Genomic DNA, 15295 nt, shown 5'->3' with positions numbered 1-15295 from the left:
ATCGCACAGCGCAAGAACGCAGGAAATCACAACTCGACCGTTCTTTGATTTAAACCGGGGTTATTGGCGCTTAGACGAAAAAGGCCGCACAACGCGGCCTTTTTTCATTTACAGATCGTCGAGGAAGGTTTTGTCCAGCTGCTTGAAGGCGCGCTTGAGCAAATCAGCCAACGTCTGATAGGTCGGCGTGCCTTCGAGCGGCGCCACCGCCTGTCCGGCTTCCGTCAGCTTGTTGCGCACCTCATGGAACCATTGCAGCAGCGTCGGCGGCAGCGGCGTGACCGAACGACGCCCCAGCCACCACAAGCCCTGCATCGGCAGGCTGCAGGCGAACAGCGCGGTGGCGATCGCCGGGCCCAGTTGGCCGCCGAGCGCGATCTGCCAGGTCAGCGTGAAAATCGCCAACGGCGGCATGAAACGGATAGCGAAACGGGTGGCACGCGCAACGCGGTTCTCCGGAAAGACCGGTGCCAGACGTTTGTCTGACGGCCAGGTTTTCATATAATGCTGCCCGCGCTGGAAGACCTGAAACCAGCTTACGGAACCGGACGGTTTGCTCGTCATTGCGTACCTCAACGTCACGTAAAGAAACTAAAAGCGTGCTGCCAGAGACCATACTAAAAAATTTGAAGCTTTAAATTTATTTTGTGTTTGCACCGGGCTATCGGTATCCTAAGCCGGCCTTGTGGCCGGTAGAAGATGACGTAAATTTTGTCAACTTTTAGCCCTATAAAAATCAAGATTATTTAAACCGCAGAGAAATCATCGGTTTTTCCATCATCCTGTGATTTGTGCACTTCACATGATGTTAATCATAAATGTCATCGGCACTATGCGCTACGCTTGTTGTCTGATTGACGATTAATTCACCACGTGTGTTCGATTTTCTTTTAACAACACGACTATTTAAGTAGGTACTTCCATGTCGAGTAAGCTAGTACTGGTTCTTAACTGCGGCAGTTCTTCTCTGAAATTCGCCATCATCGATGCCGTTAACGGCGACGAATTCCTCTCCGGTTTGGCCGAGTGTTTCCACCTGCCTGAAGCTCGCATCAAGTGGAAAATGGACGGCGCCAAACACGAAGCTGCCCTGGGGGCCGGCGCTGCACACAGCGAAGCGCTGAACTTCATTGTTAATACTATTCTGGCACAAAAACCAGAGCTTTCCGCGCAGTTGACCGCTATCGGCCACCGCATCGTGCACGGCGGCGAGAAGTTCACCGCCTCCGCCGTGATCAACGACGAAGTTCTGCAGGGTATCAAAGATTCCGTGCCGTTCGCACCACTGCACAACCCAGCTCACCTGATCGGCATCGCGGAAGCGCTGAAATCCTTCCCTCACCTGGCTGACAAGAACGTTGCCGTGTTCGACACCGCGTTCCACCAGACCATGCCGGAAGAATCTTACCTGTACGCCCTGCCGTACAGCCTGTACCGCGACCACGGCGTTCGCCGCTACGGCGCACACGGCACCAGCCACTTCTACGTGACTCAGGAAGCCGCGAAGATGCTGAACAAGCCGGTGGAAGAAGTGAACGTGATCACTTGCCACCTGGGCAACGGCGGTTCCGTCACCGCAGTGCGCAACGGCCAGTGCGTTGACACCTCCATGGGTCTGACCCCGCTGGAAGGCCTGGTAATGGGCACCCGCAGCGGTGATATCGATCCGGCTATCATCTTCCACCTGCACGATTCTCTGGGCATGAGCGTTGACCAGATCAACAAGATGCTGACCAAAGAATCCGGCCTGCTGGGCCTGACCGAAGTCACCAGCGACTGCCGTTACGTTGAAGACAACTACGACAGCAAAGCCGATGCCAAACGCGCCATGGACGTATTCTGCCACCGTCTGGCCAAATACGTCGGCGCCTACAGCGCGCTGATGGAAGGCCGTCTGGACGCGGTGATCTTCACCGGCGGCATCGGCGAGAACGCCGGCATGGTGCGTGAGCTGACCCTGAACAAACTGGGCCTGCTGGGCTTCGAAATCGACCACGACCGCAACATGGCCGCTCGCTTCGGCAAATCCGGCGCCATCACCAAAGACGGCAGCCGCCTGGCGCTGGTGATCCCGACCAACGAAGAGTTGGTCATCGCGCAGGACGCATCCCGCCTGACCGCGTAATGCTCTCAAAACACCGTCAGCCCAGGCTGACGGTGTTGTTTTAGCCTCATGTTAATCGTGAAGAGGACTATTCTGTGTCACGTACTATTATGTTGATCCCCACCGGCACCAGCGTCGGCCTGACCAGCGTCAGCCTGGGTGTCATCCGCTCCATGGAGCAAAAAGGCGTTCGTCTGAGCGTGTTCAAGCCTATCGCTCAACCGCGCACCGGCGACAACGCGCTCGACCAGACCACCACCATCATCCGCAGCAACTCCACCATCCCGGCGGCCGAACCGCTGCGCATGGATTACGTTGAAGGCCTACTGAGCTCCAACCAGCAAGACGTGCTGATGGAAGAGATCGTGGCGCGCTACCACGAGAACACCAAAGACGCGGAAGTGGTGCTGATCGAAGGCCTGGTGCCGACCCGCAAACACCAGTTCGCCAACGCGCTGAACTACGAGATCGCCAAAACCCTTAACGCCGAGATCGTCTTCGTACTGGCGCTGGGCAACGACTCCCCGGCGCAGCTGAAAGAGCGCATCGAACTGGCGCGCACCAGCTTCGGCGGCAGCAAGAACAAAAACATCACCGGCGTTATCATCAACAAGCTGAACGCGCCGGTCGACGATCAGGGCCGCACCCGTCCTGACCTGTCCGAAATCTTCGACGACTCCACCAAAGCCAGCATCGCCCACGTCGATCCTGCGCAGCTGTTCGCCAACAGCCCGCTGCCGGTTCTGGGCTGCGTGCCGTGGAGTTTCGATCTGATCGCCACCCGCGCCATCGACATGGCTCGCCACCTGAAGGCCCGCGTGGTCAACGAAGGCGACATCATGACCCGCCGCGTGAAGTCCGTGACCTTCTGTGCTCGCAGCATCCCGCACATGCTGGAACACTTCCGCCCAGGCTCCCTGCTGGTGACCTCCGCAGACCGTCCTGACGTGCTGGTCTCCGCCTGCCTGGCGGCGATGAACGGCGTGGAAATCGGCGCCATCCTGCTGACCGGCGGCTACGCCATCGATGAGCCGATTAAGAAGCTGTGCGAACGCGCCTTCCAGACCGGCCTGCCGGTGTTCATGGTCGACACCAACACCTGGCAGACCTCGCTGAGCCTGCAGAGCTTCAACCTCGAAGTGCCGGCGGACGACCACCAGCGCATCGAGAAAGTGCAGAACTACGTGGCCAGCCACATCAGCACCGAGTGGATCGACTCGCTGACCGCTACCTCTGAGCGTTCACGCCGTCTGTCTCCACCGGCGTTCCGTTACGAACTGACCGAACTGGCGCGTAAAGCCGGCAAGCGCATCGTGCTGCCGGAAGGCGACGAGCCGCGCACCGTGAAAGCGGCGGCCATCTGCGCCGAACGCGGCATCGCGGAATGCGTGCTGCTCGGCAACCCGGACGAGATCCAGCGCGTCGCGGCAGCGCAAGGCGTTGAGCTGGGCAAAGGCATCGAAATCGTCGATCCGGTCGCCGTGCGTGAAAACTACGTGCCGCGTCTGGTTGAGCTGCGCAAGAGCAAGGGCATGACCGAAGTGGTCGCGCGCGAGCAGCTGGAAGACAACGTGGTGCTCGGCACCCTGATGCTGGAACAGGGCGAAGTCGACGGTCTGGTCTCCGGCGCGGTTCACACCACCGCCAACACCATTCGTCCGCCGTTGCAGCTGATCAAAACCGCGCCGGGCAGCTCGCTGGTGTCCTCCGTGTTCTTCATGCTGTTGCCTGACCAGGTACTGGTCTACGGCGACTGCGCGATCAACCCGGATCCGACCGCCGAGCAGCTGTCTGAAATCGCCATCCAGTCTGCGGATTCCGCCGCGGCCTTCGGCATCGAGCCGCGCGTAGCGATGATCTCCTACTCCACCGGCAACTCCGGTGCGGGCAGCGACGTTGAGAAAGTGCGCGAAGCGACCCGTCTGGCGCAGGAAAAACGCCCGGACCTGATCATCGACGGCCCGCTGCAGTACGACGCCGCCATCATGGCCGACGTTGCCAAGTCCAAGGCGCCGAACTCGCCGGTGGCCGGCCAGGCGACCGTGTTCATCTTCCCGGATCTGAACACCGGCAATACCACCTACAAAGCGGTACAGCGCTCCGCTGACCTGGTCTCCATCGGCCCGATGCTGCAAGGCATGCGCAAGCCGGTGAACGACCTGTCGCGCGGCGCACTGGTTGACGATATCGTCTACACCGTCGCGCTGACGGCGATCCAGTCTTCCCAGGCTGACGCTGCCGCCAAGGCGTAATAAACCGTTAAAAAAAGCCAGTCAGGTAATCCTGACTGGCTTTTTTATGCCTGATATTCTTGGTGATGATGCTGTTTTAGACAATACCCGCCAAATCCGCAGCACCCACCATCATCGCCAAGCGCTGACGCCCCGTGCAGAAAAATCAATGGTAGGCATGATGGGGGTTTGGCTGTTCGTGGCATAGAAAAATGCCGAATTCGTAAAGGAATACACCTTCCCGGAAAAATTGATGGTGACGCGGTTGCCCTCACCGCGGATAGTTGCATCAGCCCGATCCGCCGTCAAAATTGGCGCGCTTTGACTCAGCACGTTGATAGGGTCGCCATCCAAGCTTCCGTTCAAATAGTAACGATACACATCCGTGTCGGTGGCCCCCGCATTCTGGTACTCGGTGACATAGAGCCAAATCTCGTCGGTCAACTGCTTTTTGCTGTAGAGCTTATCGTCATAAGTCTCGCGGGTGGCATACCAATACCCCGCAAAGCCAACGACAATAACCAACAAAACCGTCGTCAATAGCCGATGAGCCCATTTAGTAACCATGCCGAGTTGCATAATCAATTCCTTGTTTGATCCAATATTGATCCCGAGGGTCATCACCATACGGCGGGCGTTGATACCAATGACTCCATTCTAACCGCGATGTTCCTGCACGTGACTGAGCAAATCCAGCGCCCATCAACAAAATATCTGCGGGAATTCCAGCCGCGGTACCGGTTGCACCATAATTGAAATTACCAAAGTTAGCCAAGGCGCGATTTTGCTGTTTGTAATCCCAGGGGCCCCGATTTTTTACCTGATGGTAGAACCAATAGTAAGTACCAGGCAACGCCATGTTGCGCGGTTGCCCCTGCCTGCGCGCCTCGCGCAAGTTTCTGGCAAGAACAGTAAAACCGCCTGGCGGCAGTAATGGAACCACGGCCATAATCTCCTCCTTGAGAGCCGGATGTCATTTAATCATAGGGTTTATAAAAAATTCACACACTGTCTTATTCACTGCACGTATGAATAAGACAGCATGACGGAAATCATTCACCAAATAAATTTAACATATTGTATTTATTTGATTTATTTTCTCATTATCATATTTTATCCCTGTGTTGACCAGTTATTATCAATGGAAAAAAAAGTCCCCTAAGGGACTTTGTAATGGATAGCATGTTGATAAACGTCTCAGGGCAGAACAACTCGCGGGTAATAACCAATTCGATTACCGATTAAGAATGCCGGTAATTCCTATTCTGCTTTACAATAACTGCCCGGCAGCCTCCAGAATATGTTCGGCGGTCAGGCCATACTCCTGCTGTAAAAACGCCTGGGTGCCCACCTGGCCGTAACGCTCCTTCACCCCCACGCGCCGCATCGGCGTCGGGCACTCTTCCGCCAGCACCTCCGCCACCGCCGATCCCAGCCCGTTATGAATGCTGTGGTTCTCACAGGTGACGATGCGTCCGGTCTTGGCCGCGTAGGTTTTGATCAGTTCACGGTCGATAGGCTTGAGGGTGAACATATCGATCACCGCCGCGCTGACGCCCTGCCGCGCCAGCATCTCCGCCGCTTTCAACGCCTCCGCCACCATGATGCCGTTGGCGATCAGCGTGACGTCGTCGCCATCGCGCAGCAGGTTGCCCTTGCCGATGGTAAAGCGCGAGCCTTCCTGGTAGATGCGCGTCGCCTGCTTGCGAATGGTGCGCACCCAGTAGAAGCCGCGCAGATCCATCAGTTGGCGCAGAATGTCGGCGAACATGGTGGCGTCGGTCACTTCCAGCACCACCGAATGCGCCAGCCCGCGCACAATGCCCATGTCCTCGAACGACATGTGGGTGCCGCCGTTGTGGCAGGCGCTTACCCCGGCGTCGGAAGCGATCACCTTGACGTTGTTGCGCTGGTAATCCAGCGACATGAACAGCTGATCGAAACAGCGGCGGCTGGCGAAGGCGGTGAAGGTATGCACGAACGGCACCCGGCCGGTAAGCGACAGCCCGGCGGCGACGCCGATCACGTTGGCCTCCATGATGCCGCAGTTGATCACGTGCTGCGGGTGATCCTTGTGCACGCCGTCCATCGCCATCGAGCTCATCAAATCCGCCTCCAGCGCGATGATCGGCGCGCCCGCCTCAATCTGCCGCCGCACCGCGCCGGCGTAGACTTTGCGCATTTCGACGGCGTCGTTTTCCAACTGCGTCACTACGTTAAACATGGGCGGCCTCCAGTTCGGCGATGGCTTTTTCGATCTCCAGCTGCACGTCCGGCGTCAGGCGCAGGTGGTGTGAGTTCGACAGGTTTTCCAGATAGGTCACGCCCTGTCCCTTGATGCTGTCGAGCACGATCGCCAGCGGCCGCTGTTCGCCGCCGCGCGCCGGCGCTACCGCCGCCAGCAGCGCCGCGATGTCGTCGCCCTTGATGGTTTGCACCTCAAAGCCGAAGGCGCGGAACTTGGCGGCCAGATCGAACGGTTGGATCACCTCGTCCAGCGCGCCGTCCAGCTGTTGCTTGTTGTAATCGATAAACAGCGTCAGGTTGTTCAGGTTGTGGTGGGCGATAAACTGGAACGCCTCCCAGCACTGCCCTTCATTCAGCTCTCCGTCGCCGAGGATGCTGAACACCCGATTGCGCCGCCCCGCCAGCCGATGGGATAACGCCATGCCGGCGGCGATCGACACGCCCTGCCCCAGTGAGCCGGTGGTGGCGTCCACGCCGCGCGTGCGCAGCCGGTCCGGGTGGCTCGGCAGGCGCGTGCCGTTCTGATTGAGGGTCTTCAGTTCCGCCAGCGGGAAGTAGCCCTTGATCGCCAGCGTGCTGTACAGCGCCGGGCCGGCGTGCCCTTTCGACAGCACGAAGTCATCGCGCTCCGGCCAGTCCGGGTCCGCCGGATCGATGCGCATCACGCCGCCGTACAGCACCGCCAGCGTCTCCACCACCGACATGCAGCCGCCGTAGTGGCCGAAGCCCAGCCCGGTCAGCGCTTTCAGCGTTTCCAGACGGATCGCGCGCGCCAGAGTGCGCAGCTCTTCAATTTCCGTTTCGCTCGTTGTGTCGTTCATCAGTCTGCCCTCGTTATTTCTCGACGCGGTCAGCGGCCGGCGCGCCTTTGCGTTTTCTCAAGAAGTTATGCGCCACCAGCAGCGCGAACACGGCGACGATCGCCAGCATGATCATCTCCTTCGACATAAAGCGCGCCATATTGCCCAGCAGGATGCCGATCACGCCGAAATCGGCGTCGGAGAAGGTGGTGTTGGCAAAGCCAAGCGCCCCCAGCACCGGCAACAGCAGCACCGGCAGGAAGGTGATCAGCAGTCCATTGGCGAAGGCGCCCAGCATCGCGCCGCGCCGCCCGCCGGTCGCGTTGCCGAACACCCCGGCGGTAGCGCCGGTGAAGAAATGCGGCACCACGCCGGGCAGGATCAGCACCATCTTCAGTTGCCCCAGCAGGAACAGCCCGGCCAACCCGCCAAGGAAGCTGAACAGGAAGCCGATCAGCACCGCGTTGGGGGCATAGGGATAAACCACCGGGCAATCCAGCGCCGGCCGCGCGTTAGGCACCAGTTTTTCCGAGAAGCCGGTGAACGCCGGCACGATCTCCGCCAGAATCAAGCGCACGCCCTGCAGAATGATGAACACCCCGGCGGCGAAGGTGATGGCCTGGATAATCGAATACACCAGGTAGTTCTGGCCGCCACTGAGCTCGCTTTCCACATAGGCCCGCCCGGCGCAGATCGCCAGGATCAGGTAGATGACGATCATGGTCATCGAGATCGAAATGGAGCTGTCACGCAGGAAGCTGAGGTTTTTCGGCAGGTTCATCTCCTCGGTCGAGCGCGAGTTCTTACCCACCTTCGAGCCGATCCAGCCGGACAGCACATAGCCCAGGGTGCCGAAGTGGCCGAAAGCGATATCGTCGTTGCCGGTGATGCGGCGCATATAGCGCTGGGCGATCGCCGGGAAGAACGCCATCACCAGCCCCAGGGTCAACGCGCCGGTAAACACCAGTTGAACGCCCTCGAAGCCCGCCACCGTCAGGATGATGCCGATCATGCAGGCCATGTAGAAGGTGTGGTGGCCGGTGAGGAAGATGTATTTCAGCCGGGTGAAGCGCGCCACCACGATGTTCGCCACCATGCCGAACGCCATGATCAAGGCGGTGGAAGCGCCGTATTTCTCCAGCGCGATAGAGACGATCGCTTCGTTGTTCGGAATGATGCCCTGAATATTAAATGCGTGTTCGAACATGCCGCCCAACGGATTGAGCGACCCGACCAATACCGTGGCGCCGCCGCCCAAAACGATAAAGCCGAGAATGGTTTTTACCGTGCCTTTCACCACGTCGGAAAAGGATTTCTTTTGCGCCAGCAAACCGATCAGCGCAATAAGCCCGACCAGCACCGAAGGCACCTTTAATATATCCACCACAAACTTAAGCGTTTCCTGGATAAACATATCCACCTCGCCAATCGTTTTATTCAGAGGATTGAGTGGGCTTCGAAGTAAGCGCGCAGCTTGGCTTCCAGCTCATTGATGTCGATGATGTTGCTGATCACCACCAGCTGCTCGGCCGGCACGCTGGCGCTGTCGGCGATGTCTTTCGCCATCACGAACACGTCGGCTGCGCCGGGGGTGGCCGACGACAGATCGGAGTGTTCGACCTCGGCCTCCACGCCCATTTTTTTCAGCACCTTTTTAATATTCATTTCCACCATAAAACTGCTGCCGAGACCAGAACCGCAAATCGCCATGATTTTCATGATATCCACCTGTTGAATTTAGCGTGTAGGGTAGCGCCGCCGGTCATATTCCCGGCGTTGTTAGCATTAATCGTGCTCCTGGTGATTAAACGTTAATAGCGGGCGATAATATCCTCGATTTGTCGTTTATCTTTGGCGTGAAATAACGCCTCCATTGCCTGATTGTCTGAAAATAATTCAGCCAGTTGCGAAATCAATTCGATGTGGCTGTTGCCGTCGGGCGCGGAAAGCGTCACCACCACCTGAACCGGATCGTTATCCGCGGAATGAAAGTTCACCCCCTGATGGATCTTCAACAGCGATAACCCCAGCGCGTTGGCACCCTCCTCGGGCCGGGCGTGTGGCATGGCGATGCCCGGCGCCAGGACGAAGTAAGGGCCGAGCTTCTCCTGCTGATGAAAGATGGCCGTCAGATAATTCGGCGTAATCACGCCGTCTTGCAGCAGCGGCTGCGCGCTCAGCGTTACCGCCTGGCGCCAGTCCTCCACCCGTTCGCACAGCTGTATATGATCGGCGGTCAGCCACTCTTTCAGCACGTTATCCTCCCGAGAATCGATGATTGCGGCCGGTGATTAATTCACCGACGACGGTAAAACTTTAATCAACCCCTCCCGGCCACACAGTGATGGATATCACAAAGATAGCGCTACCAAAGCGCTATCATGCAGATCTGTGATAGCGCTATCAAAACGCCGCGCCGCGGCATGACGTTAACCACAATTTTTTCTCGCTCTTTCGGGTAACGGGGTAGAATGTGCCACATACGGGGATCGTCGAAGCCGCGCCGTCGGCTTCCCACCCTCACCATTTTTATGCGCCGCGCGCGCATTTCAGTCGGGATTTGGCATGTCGATCGGTAAAAAACGCCGCAGCACGGGCAGGGTGACGTTGGCTGACGTAGCGCAGCTGGCGGGCGTCGGCACCATGACGGTGTCGCGCGCGCTGCGCACGCCGGAGCAGGTTTCAGACAAACTGCGCGAGAAGATTGAAGCCGCGGTGAGCGAGTTGGGGTATCTGCCCAACCTGGCCGCCAGTTCGCTGGCGTCGGCCTCCTCCTACACCATCGCCATGGTGGTGCCCAGCCTGTCCGAATCCGGCTGCGCCGAGATGTTCGCCGGTCTGCAGAAAGTGCTGCAGCCCGCCGGCTATCACATCATGCTGGCGGAGTCGCAGCACCACCTGGAACGCGAGGAGAGACTGCTGGAGACCCTGCTCTCTTACAACCTGGCGGCGGCGGTGCTGCTCAGCGTCGAGCATTCGCAAAATGCCCGCAACGCGTTGATCGCCGCCAACATTCCGGTGGTGGAGATCGGCGCCGTGCGCGCCGATCCGATCGACATGAGCATCGGCATCGATTACGTGGCGGCCATGTATCAGCTGACGCAAACGGTGATCGCCGGCGGCTATCAGAATATCGGGCTGCTGTGCGCCAATCAGGAACAGTGGATTTTCCAGCAACACCTGCAGGGTTGGCACAAGGCGCTGCTGCGCAACCATATGTCGCCGCATCGGGTGATCAACGCCGCGCAGCCCGCCAGCTTCAGCACCGGCGCGCAGCAGCTGCCGGAATTCTTGCTGGCTTGGCCGGAGCTGGACGCGCTGGTGTGCGCCTCGGACGAACTGGCGGGCGGCGCGCTGTATGAATGCCAGCGGCGGCGCATCAAGGTGCCGGACAATCTGGCGGTGGTGGGGTTCGGCAACAGCGAGTTCAGCCGGGTGTGCCAGCCGCCGCTGACCACCATGACCATTCCGCATCGCGATATCGGCATTCAGGCCGGCCAGGCGCTGCTGGCGCGGCTGAACGAGCAACCCTGGCAACCGGCGGGCTCCCTGCCCGCCACGCTGTGCCGCCGCGACAGTTGCTGAATCCACAGCATAAAAAAAGCCGGTCGATGACCGGCTTTCTCACGCGTTGGCGTCTCAGTGGTTGTCGAGCGGCTTACCGTAATCCTGTTCGTTGTTGCGCGTCAGCCACAGCGACAGCGCCTTCAGCGAATCCGGGGTAAACTCGTCGCAGCGCGCGGTGATCTCTTCCGGCGTCAGCCAGCACACTTCAGCCACTTCTTCTTCCTGCAGCGCGAACGGGCCGTGCGATACGCAGCTGAACAGCGCCCCCCACACCCGGCACTGCTCTTCTTCGAAGTAGAACAGACCGTGTTCGGCGAAAGGCACGCCGGCGATGCCCAGCTCTTCTTCAGCCTCGCGGCGCGCCGAATCCAGTACGTTTTCACCGCTTTGCACTACGCCACCCGCCGTCGCGTCCAGCCAGCCCGGGTAGAAGTCCTTGATCTCGGTGCGACGCTGCACCAGAATTTTTCCCATCCCATCATGCACCACAATATAGGTAGCACGATGACGCAGCCGCTCCGCCCGCATCTGTTGACGACTGGATTGCGCAATCACCTCGTTTTGCTCGTCGACGATATCAACCCATTCGGTATCTGCAGCCTGACCCTGTTCCGCCATCCTCTAAAACCTTCTATTTTGGCGCGATGCATCCCGCGCGCTGGTTAATCAATGAGTGTTTTTCAAAGATTTTTATTGTGTGTGTATAAATTAGTGCGTTTAGCGTGTTAACGCCACCTCCGCGACGACCTTGCCGTCGTCGAGCGCCAGCACGCGCAAAGTGCCCCGATCCAACATGCCGTAGCTGGCCGGAAAGCCCCCTTTCGGGATGCTGACCGAGCCTGGATTGAAGCAATAGATCTCACCCTGCCGCTCCGCCTGCGGCAGATGCGTATGGCCGTAGGCCAGGACGTCACCGCGGGATAACGGCGGCAGTGCCGAGGGATGATAAAGGTGACCGTGGGTCAAAAACAATCGTCTTTTTTGCAGTAAAACCTGTTGCCAGGGCGCCTCGATGGGAAACGTCAGCAGCATCTGATCGACCTCGCTGTCGCAATTGCCGCGAACGGCGATGATCTTGTCGCTATAGCGATTCAATCGTTCGGCAACCTGAGCGGGCTGATACCCGGCGGGCAGCGCGTTGCGCGGGCCGTGATTCAACAAATCACCCAGAAGAATCAGCCAGTCGGCGCCGTGTTGTGCGAACAATTCCAGCACGCGTTCGGTAGCCGGCAGCGATCCGTGGATATCCGAGGCGAACATCAGCTTCATAACCTTGTCCTATAGAGGGAAATAAGCGCCATTTTACCGCGCCGGCGCCGTGCGGCAAACCGCCGACCGCCCCGGTGGAGAATTGTGATCCAACTGCGCAGATAGCATCGGACGAATCCCACATAGCCTGCTATCCTTAGCTGCTATTGTTGGATCTCTGATATACCTTTGTGCGCGGCGAAGACCGCAGCAACGTGTAATGAATTACAGATCACCTTACCGCAGGAGGCAACATGATTGACCTGTATTACGCGCCTACTCCCAATGGTCACAAGATCACCTTGTTTCTGGAAGAGGTCGGCTTGCCCTACCGTATCCATCGCGTAAACATCAGCGCCGGCGAGCAGTTCAAACCGGACTTTCTGAGCATTTCTCCCAACAACAAAATCCCGGCGATCGTCGATCAGCAACCGGTGGACGGCGGCGCGCCAATCAGCCTGTTCGAGTCCGGGGAAATCCTGCTGTATCTGGCGGAGAAGACCGGCAAGCTGCTGAGCAAGGGCCTGCGCGAACGCGCCGCCACCCTGCAGTGGCTGTTCTGGCAGGTGGCCGGGTTCGGGCCGATGCTCGGGCAGAATCATCACTTTAATCACTACGCGCCGCAGCCGGTGCCTTACGCCATCGAGCGTTACCATCTGGAGACCAAGCGGCTGTACGGCGTGCTGGAAGCTGAACTGCAAAAACACCCGTACCTGGGCGGCGACAACTACAGCATCGCCGATATCGCCACCTACCCGTGGGTGGTGTCGCATCCGCGCCAGCGCATCGATCTGGCAGATTACCCGGCGGTGCGCAACTGGTTCGAGCGCATCAGCAACCGCCCGGCGACCGAGCGCGCCTACAAACTGGCCGAACAAGCCTAAGCGCCTCCCCCGACTCCCCGTCGGCCGGGGAGTCACATCGTCCTCACGTTATCATTTCCTTACTTTCCGTGTATTCTGAACGCTAATAATCAGACCTATGGAGAATCTCTGATGTCTTTCAGTCAATCCGACGCCGTTATTCGCATTAAAAATCTGCGGCTGCGCACGTTCATCGGTATCAAGGAAGAGGAAATCAACAACCGACAGGACGTTCTGATCAACGTGGTGATCCACTACCCGGCGGATAAGGCGCGCAACAGCGAAGACATCGCCGACGCACTCAACTACCGCACCATCACCAAAGCGATCATCCGCCATGTGGAAGATAACCGTTTCGCATTGCTGGAAAAATTAACGCAGGATGTGCTCGACATCGTAAAAGAACACGCCTGGGTAACCTATGCTGAAGTGGAGATAGATAAACTTCTGGCTCTGCGCTACGCCGATTCGGTCTCCATGACCATGAGCTACCGCCGGGGCTAACTCAGGGAGGTCGACCATGCGGATCCTGATCACCGGCGCAACGGGATTGATAGGCAGCAGCCTGACGGCAAGACTGCTGGCGCTTTCTCACCACATTACGGTACTGACCCGCGACGAGCGGCGCGCCCGAGCCAGGCTGGGCGACCGGCCGAGCTATTGGCAAACGCTGGACGACCGGCAGTCGCTGGATGACTTCGACGCAGTGATCAACCTCGCCGGCGAACCTATCGCCGACAAGCGCTGGAGCGCGCAGCAGAAAGAGCGCCTGTGCCGCAGCCGCTGGGATCTGACCGAACGGTTGGCGCAGCTGATCAAGGCCGGCAGCACGCCGCCCGGCGTGCTGATTTCCGGTTCCGCCGTCGGCTACTACGGCGATCAGGGGCAGGCGGTGGTCACCGAAGAGGAGCCGCCGCACGACGAATTCACCCACCAGCTGTGCCAACGCTGGGAAACGCTGGCGCTGCAGGCGCAGAGCGACGCCACCCGCGTCTGCCTGCTGCGCACCGGCGTGGTGCTGGCGCCACAAGGCGGCGCGCTGGCCAAAATGCTGCCGCCGTTCCGCTTCGGGCTGGGCGGCCCGATCGGCGACGGCCGCCAATATCTGCCGTGGATCCATCTCGACGACATGGTCAACGGCATTATTTATCTGCTGGATCACGCCACGCTGACCGGCCCGTTCAACATGGTCGCCCCCTACCCGGTGCATGACGAACAGTTCGCCGCCCAACTGGCCAACGTGCTCGATCGCCCGGCGTTTCTGCGGGTGCCGGCGTTCGTCATGCGCTTGTTGATGGGGGAAGCGGCGGTGCTGGTGCTCGGCGGCCAGCGGGCGGTGCCGAAACGGCTGGAAGAAGCCGGCTTCCACTTCCGCTATCTGGAGTTGGAACAGGCGTTGGATGACGTTGTCAATCAGCGGGCCGAAGCCCGCTGATCTGACGTTACTTCAACGCGCCGGACAGGAACTGCTGCAGGCGCGGGCTTTTGGGGTTGCCGAACAGCTCGGCCGGCGGCCCCTGTTCTTCAATCAACCCTTTGTGCAGGAAGATCACGTGGTTGGAAACGTGGCGCGCAAACTCCATTTCGTGCGTCACCACCACCATGGTCTTCCCCTCCTCCGCCAGCTTCTGCATGATGCGCAGCACCTCGCCCACCAGTTCGGGATCCAGTGCCGACGTCGGTTCGTCAAACAGCAGCACCTCCGGCTCCATCGCCAATGCGCGGGCGATAGAGACGCGCTGCTGCTGGCCGCCCGACAGGTGCACCGGGTATTTGCCGCGCGCCCGCTCGTCGATGCCCACTTTGTCCAGGTAGCGCACCGCGCGCTCGTGCGCGTCGGCCTTGCTCAGCCCCAGCACCTGCACCGGCGCTTCCATCACGTTCTCCAGCACCGTCATGTGGCTCCACAGGTTAAAGTGCTGAAATACCATGGTCAGGCGGGTGCGCAACAGCTGCAGCTGCTTCTTGTCGAATACCTTCAGTTGGCCGTCCTTGTCGCGCACCATGCGAATATCTTCGTTGTTCAGACTGATCGAACCTTCGCTCGGCTTCTCAAGGAAGTTGATGCAGCGCAGAAAGGTGCTTTTGCCGGAGCCGGAGGAGCCGATGATGCTGATCACATCCCCGGCGTTGGCCGCCAGCGAGACGCCCTTCAGCACTTCGTGGTCGCCATAGCGTTTGTGCAGTTCCGTGACGGCTAATTTATTCTCAGACATGGTTTTCTTCCCGTCATTT

The 15295-nt window shown here is 59.1% G+C and carries 17 protein-coding genes; 6 read left to right on the top strand and 11 right to left on the bottom strand.

Annotated elements, in window-relative coordinates:
* Positions 1 to 108: 108 nt before the first annotated feature.
* Entirely contained in the window at positions 109 to 564 is a 456-nt protein-coding gene (gene yfbV, locus ACJ8KE_RS00935; RefSeq protein WP_004936061.1) for a terminus macrodomain insulation protein YfbV, read from the bottom strand.
* Positions 565 to 922: 358 nt separating this feature from the next.
* Here yfbV and ackA point away from each other — a divergent pair, with 358 nt between their 5' ends.
* The gene (ackA, locus tag ACJ8KE_RS00930) at positions 923 to 2125 is read left to right on the top strand and encodes an acetate kinase (protein ID WP_004936063.1); all 1203 of its coding nucleotides are present in this window, start codon (positions 923 to 925) and stop codon (positions 2123 to 2125) included.
* Positions 2126 to 2199: 74 nt separating this feature from the next.
* A complete protein-coding gene (pta, locus tag ACJ8KE_RS00925; RefSeq protein ID WP_028127748.1) occupies positions 2200 to 4356 on the top strand; it encodes a phosphate acetyltransferase in 2157 nt (718 codons plus the stop codon).
* A gap of 111 nt (positions 4357 to 4467) precedes the next feature.
* Here pta and ACJ8KE_RS00920 read toward each other — a convergent pair whose 3' ends face one another.
* From ACJ8KE_RS00920 to ACJ8KE_RS00890, 7 genes are all read right to left on the bottom strand, one after another.
* Positions 4468 to 4914: a hypothetical protein gene (locus ACJ8KE_RS00920; protein WP_033652000.1), complete on the bottom strand. Its 447-nt coding sequence runs from the start codon at positions 4912 to 4914 to the stop codon at positions 4468 to 4470.
* The gene (locus ACJ8KE_RS00915) at positions 4892 to 5284 is read right to left on the bottom strand and encodes a polymorphic toxin type 44 domain-containing protein (RefSeq protein WP_071997811.1); all 393 of its coding nucleotides are present in this window, start codon (positions 5282 to 5284) and stop codon (positions 4892 to 4894) included. The genes ACJ8KE_RS00920 and ACJ8KE_RS00915 overlap by 23 nt, the downstream gene beginning before the upstream one ends.
* Positions 5285 to 5605: 321 nt before the next feature.
* Positions 5606 to 6559 carry a transketolase family protein gene (locus tag ACJ8KE_RS00910; protein WP_239442184.1) on the bottom strand — a complete coding sequence of 318 codons (954 nt, stop codon included), beginning with the start codon at positions 6557 to 6559 and terminating at the stop codon, positions 5606 to 5608.
* On the bottom strand, positions 6552 to 7403 hold the full coding sequence (locus tag ACJ8KE_RS00905) for a transketolase (protein ID WP_033639778.1): 852 nt from the start codon (positions 7401 to 7403) through the stop codon (positions 6552 to 6554). The genes ACJ8KE_RS00910 and ACJ8KE_RS00905 overlap by 8 nt, the downstream gene beginning before the upstream one ends.
* A gap of 13 nt (positions 7404 to 7416) precedes the next feature.
* A complete protein-coding gene (locus tag ACJ8KE_RS00900; RefSeq protein WP_016926891.1) occupies positions 7417 to 8796 on the bottom strand; it encodes a PTS ascorbate transporter subunit IIC in 1380 nt (459 codons plus the stop codon).
* Positions 8797 to 8819: 23 nt separating this feature from the next.
* The gene (locus tag ACJ8KE_RS00895; protein ID WP_015378585.1) at positions 8820 to 9101 is read right to left on the bottom strand and encodes a PTS sugar transporter subunit IIB; all 282 of its coding nucleotides are present in this window, start codon (positions 9099 to 9101) and stop codon (positions 8820 to 8822) included.
* Positions 9102 to 9193: 92 nt separating this feature from the next.
* Positions 9194 to 9637 carry a PTS sugar transporter subunit IIA gene (locus ACJ8KE_RS00890; protein WP_016926889.1) on the bottom strand — a complete coding sequence of 148 codons (444 nt, stop codon included), beginning with the start codon at positions 9635 to 9637 and terminating at the stop codon, positions 9194 to 9196.
* A 310-nt stretch (positions 9638 to 9947) separates the two neighbouring features.
* Here ACJ8KE_RS00890 and ACJ8KE_RS00885 point away from each other — a divergent pair, with 310 nt between their 5' ends.
* Positions 9948 to 10967 (top strand): LacI family DNA-binding transcriptional regulator, encoded by a 1020-nt coding sequence (locus tag ACJ8KE_RS00885; RefSeq protein ID WP_016926888.1) that lies wholly within the window; start codon positions 9948 to 9950, stop codon positions 10965 to 10967.
* 54 nt (positions 10968 to 11021) lie between these two features.
* On the opposite strand, the gene yfcD is transcribed toward ACJ8KE_RS00885, so the two are convergent.
* Both yfcD and yfcE read right to left on the bottom strand, forming a co-directional pair.
* Positions 11022 to 11567, bottom strand: coding sequence for an NUDIX hydrolase YfcD (gene yfcD / locus ACJ8KE_RS00880; RefSeq protein ID WP_004936086.1), 546 nt, complete (start codon positions 11565 to 11567; stop codon positions 11022 to 11024).
* A gap of 99 nt (positions 11568 to 11666) precedes the next feature.
* Positions 11667 to 12218 carry a phosphodiesterase gene (yfcE, locus tag ACJ8KE_RS00875; protein WP_016926887.1) on the bottom strand — a complete coding sequence of 184 codons (552 nt, stop codon included), beginning with the start codon at positions 12216 to 12218 and terminating at the stop codon, positions 11667 to 11669.
* 233 nt (positions 12219 to 12451) lie between these two features.
* Here yfcE and yfcG point away from each other — a divergent pair, with 233 nt between their 5' ends.
* The 3 genes from yfcG (at position 12452) to ACJ8KE_RS00860 (ending at position 14495) form a co-directional block, all read left to right on the top strand.
* Positions 12452 to 13081: a GSH-dependent disulfide bond oxidoreductase gene (yfcG, locus tag ACJ8KE_RS00870; protein ID WP_016926886.1), complete on the top strand. Its 630-nt coding sequence runs from the start codon at positions 12452 to 12454 to the stop codon at positions 13079 to 13081.
* A 111-nt stretch (positions 13082 to 13192) separates the two neighbouring features.
* Positions 13193 to 13564, top strand: coding sequence for a dihydroneopterin triphosphate 2'-epimerase (folX, locus tag ACJ8KE_RS00865; protein ID WP_442517059.1), 372 nt, complete (start codon positions 13193 to 13195; stop codon positions 13562 to 13564).
* 16 nt (positions 13565 to 13580) lie between these two features.
* Complete coding sequence (locus tag ACJ8KE_RS00860) at positions 13581 to 14495, top strand: TIGR01777 family oxidoreductase (RefSeq protein WP_097101609.1); 915 nt, start codon at positions 13581 to 13583, stop codon at positions 14493 to 14495.
* 7 nt (positions 14496 to 14502) lie between these two features.
* Here ACJ8KE_RS00860 and hisP read toward each other — a convergent pair whose 3' ends face one another.
* Complete coding sequence (hisP, locus tag ACJ8KE_RS00855; RefSeq protein ID WP_004936098.1) at positions 14503 to 15276, bottom strand: histidine ABC transporter ATP-binding protein HisP; 774 nt, start codon at positions 15274 to 15276, stop codon at positions 14503 to 14505.
* Between the last annotated feature and the right edge of the window lie 19 nt (positions 15277 to 15295).

The sequence above is a fragment of the Serratia sp. CY56464 genome (assembly GCF_052168435.1).
Lineage (GTDB): Bacteria > Pseudomonadota > Gammaproteobacteria > Enterobacterales > Enterobacteriaceae > Serratia > Serratia marcescens.
The sequence above is the reverse complement of the archived record's forward strand: the minus strand, read 5'-3'. Positions and strand labels throughout refer to the sequence as shown.